The sequence below is a fragment of the Hydrogenophaga sp. 70-12 genome (assembly GCF_001897365.1).
GTDB classification, from domain to species: Bacteria; Pseudomonadota; Gammaproteobacteria; order Burkholderiales; family Burkholderiaceae_C; genus Hydrogenophaga; species Hydrogenophaga borbori.
Genome location: NZ_MKSS01000125.1, coordinates 1 through 2,834 on the forward strand (window position 1 = coordinate 1; position 2,834 = coordinate 2,834).

Below are 2,834 nucleotides of genomic sequence, written 5' to 3' on the forward strand. Positions count from 1 at the left end.
ATCCGCAGCACGGCGTCGAAGTCGGCCTCGCTGATCTCCAGGAAGTCGGCCGCCTTGAAGACGCCGGCGTTGTTCACCAGCACGTCGATGCGGCCGGCCTCGTCGAGCACCTGGGCCACCAGCGCGTCCACCTGCGCCTTGTCGCCCACGTCGCAGGCGACGAAGCGCCCGTTGAGTTCGCTCGCCAGCGCTTCGCCGGGCGCGCGCGCCACGTCGGCGATGAACACCCGCGCGCCTTCGCGCGCGAAGCGGCGCGCGCAGGCCGCGCCGATGCCCTGGGCGCCGCCGGTGACGATGACGACGCGGTCGTGGTGGCCGAAATGGATGGCGTTCGGGACGGTCATGGCGGTGTCTCCGTCATCAGCAGGCCATGCAGGTGGCCAGGGCCTGGTCGACGCGCGCGCGCGTCTGTTCGATGAGGTGGTCGAGGAAAACCTGCGTGCGCCGCGGCACGAACTTGCGGCTGGGCAGGGCGGCGTACATGGTCAGGCGGTTGGTGATCCAGGGGCTGAGCACGCGCACCAGGTCGCCGTCGGCCAGCAGCGGCGCGGCCAGTTCCACCGAGGTGGCGGTGATGCCCGCGCCGTCCAGCGCGGCGTGGATCAGGGTGTCGTTGTGGTTGGCCCAGACCACGGGCTGGGCATCCACCTCCACCACGCGGTCGCTCTCGTTGGCGTTGAGCAGGCGCCATTTGCGCGAGCGCCCCGCGGCCGGCTTGAGCCGCAGCAGGTCGTGCTGCGCCAGGTCTTCCGGGCGCTGGGGATGGCCGCGCCGCGCCAGGTAGGCGGGCGAGGCCAGCAGGATGCCCTCGGTGCTGACCACCTTGCGCGCGATGACGTTGGCGTCGAAGCTGGCGTCGGCGCCGATGAGGGTGATGTCGTAGTCCTCCACCGGCGGCTCGCGGTGGGACTCCACCTCGATGTCGAGCCGGATCTTGGGGTAGGCCTGGCGAAAGCCCGCGAGCATGGGCGCGAGCACGTGCATGGCCAGCACGGGCGGCGCCAGCACGCGCAGCACGCCGGCCAGCTCTTGCGTTTGCGAGCTCACGAGCGCACTGGCCTCTTCCAGGTCGAGCAGGATCTGGCGCACGCGCTCCAGGTAGACCTCGCCGGCCTCGGTGAGCGAGACGCGGCGCGTGGTCCGGTGCAGCAGGCGGGTGCCCAGGTGTTCCTCGAGGTCGGCCACCAGGCGCGTGACGACGGCGGGGGAGAGGTCCAGCGCGCGCGCGGCGGCCGCAAAGCCGCCTTCGTCCACCACTCGCTGGAAAGCGCGCATGGAATGCAATCGGTCCATGGGATCGTTGTCTGGCCGTGCAGGCCTCTAATTGTTGCGAAAACGGAAACAGTTTAGCGCGACTCGGGCGCGGCGGGCAGCTCGACGCGCACGCTCAGGCCGCCGCCCTCGCGCTCGGCGAGGGTGAGCGCGCCGCCGTGCTGCGCCACGACGCGCGCGACGATGGACAGGCCCAGGCCGCTGCCCGGGGCTGTGGAGCCGTCCAGGCGCACGAAGCGGCGCGTCGCCCGCTCGCGGTCGGCCTCGGGGATGCCTGGGCCGTTGTCGTCCACCGTCAGCCGCACGCGCCCGCCCTCGGTGCGCGCCTGCACGTCCACGCGCCCGCCGTGGGGGGCGTGGCGCAGCGCGTTGTCCACCAGGTTGTTCAGCAGCACGCGCAGGTCTTCCTCGTCGCCGGCCACCCAGGCGGCGTCGCTGGGCGCCAGGCCCAGGTCGATGCCGCGCTGGTCGGCGCGCGCCGAGAAGGCGGCCACCACCCCGGCCGCCAGGATGTCCAGGCGCAGCGGGCGCGGCTCGCGCTCGCGCACACCGGGCTCCAGCCGGGCCATCTGCAGCAGCTGCGCCACCAGGTGGGTGGCGCGTTCGATGCCGCGGTCGAGCTCGTCGAGCGCCGCCGTGCGCGTGGCCTCGCCGCTGCGCCGCGCCAGCTGGGCCTGCAGCTTCACCGCGGCCAGGGGCGTGTTGAGCTCGTGCGCCGCGTCGGCCAGCAGCGCGCGCTGGCTGCCCAGCAGGGCCTCGACGCGCGCCAGCAGTTGGTTGAGCGCATCGCCCAGCGGCACCAGTTCCTCGGGCAGCGCCGCGGTGCCCACGGCGTGCAGCTCGCCGCCCTCACGGCGGCGCAGGTCGCGGCCCCAGGCGTTCAGCGGCGCCAGGGCCTTGTTCACGGCGGCTTGCATCAGCAGCCACATCACCAGCACCAGGACGCCCAGCGGCGCGAGCAGGCCGGGCAGGAGCTCGCCGAAGCGCGCCAGCCGATCGGCGTTGGTGACGGCCACCTGCACGATCTGGTCGCGTTCGGCCAGGGTGTAGACCCGCCAGTCCTCGCCGTTCCAGCTCGCCACGCTCAGCCCCGGGGCCTGCAGCGGCGGCCCGCCCCCGACCACCGAGCTGTAGACCAGCCGGCCCTGGGCGGTCCAGATCTGCGTGGTGAAGTGGCCCAGGTCCTGAGCCGGGCCCTCGGGCGTGTCCGGGGCGGTGGTCGGCGCCGGCGGGGACGGGCTGGCGGCGCCTGGTGGCGGCCGCAGACCGTGGCGGACCACCGAGTAGGCGATCGATTGCAGCACGCTGTCGCGGGAGCGGTTGAAGCCGTCCCAGGCCAGCTGGTAGGTGATGAGGCCTTCCAGCGCGGCGGCGGCCACCAGCGCGCCGATCTGCCACAGCAGCAGCCGCTGGCGCAGGGACCTCATTGGGGGTCGACCGGTTCGACCAGCTTGTAGCCCACGCCGCGCACGTTGCGCACCCAGGCCGGGCCGAGCTTGCGGCGCAGGTGGTGCAGGTGCACCTCGACGGCGTTGCTGAGCACCTCGTCCTGCCAGGAGTAC

Annotated in this window: 4 protein-coding genes; all 4 read right to left on the reverse strand. The window is 73.3% G+C overall.

All coding sequences use genetic code 11. The features are described 5' to 3' along the window. On the reverse strand, nt 1-344 hold a 344-nt coding region (locus BGO22_RS07860), incomplete at its 3' end, for an SDR family NAD(P)-dependent oxidoreductase (RefSeq protein WP_286849932.1). Nucleotides 345-360: 16 nt separating this feature from the next. Continuing rightward, nucleotides 361-1,293 carry a LysR family transcriptional regulator gene (locus BGO22_RS07865; protein WP_070397593.1) on the reverse strand — a complete coding sequence of 311 codons (933 nt, stop codon included), beginning with the start codon at nt 1,291-1,293 and terminating at the stop codon, nt 361-363. A gap of 53 nt (nt 1,294-1,346) precedes the next feature. After that, entirely contained in the window at nt 1,347-2,699 is a 1,353-nt protein-coding gene (locus BGO22_RS07870) for a sensor histidine kinase (protein ID WP_070397594.1), read from the reverse strand. Beyond that, on the reverse strand, nt 2,696-2,815 hold the full coding sequence (locus tag BGO22_RS07875) for a winged helix-turn-helix domain-containing protein (RefSeq protein WP_502686443.1): 120 nt from the start codon (nt 2,813-2,815) through the stop codon (nt 2,696-2,698). The genes BGO22_RS07870 and BGO22_RS07875 overlap by 4 nt, the downstream gene beginning before the upstream one ends. Between the last annotated feature and the right edge of the window lie 19 nt (nt 2,816-2,834).

What these genes read in the sequence shown, in the direction of transcription:
- BGO22_RS07865 (WP_070397593.1), bottom strand. Translation starts at nt 1,293, where the DNA reads ATGGACCGATTGCATTCCATGCGCGCTTTCCAGCGAGTGGTGGACGAA.
- BGO22_RS07870 (WP_070397594.1), bottom strand. Translation starts at nt 2,699, where the DNA reads ATGAGGTCCCTGCGCCAGCGGCTGCTGCTGTGGCAGATCGGCGCGCTG.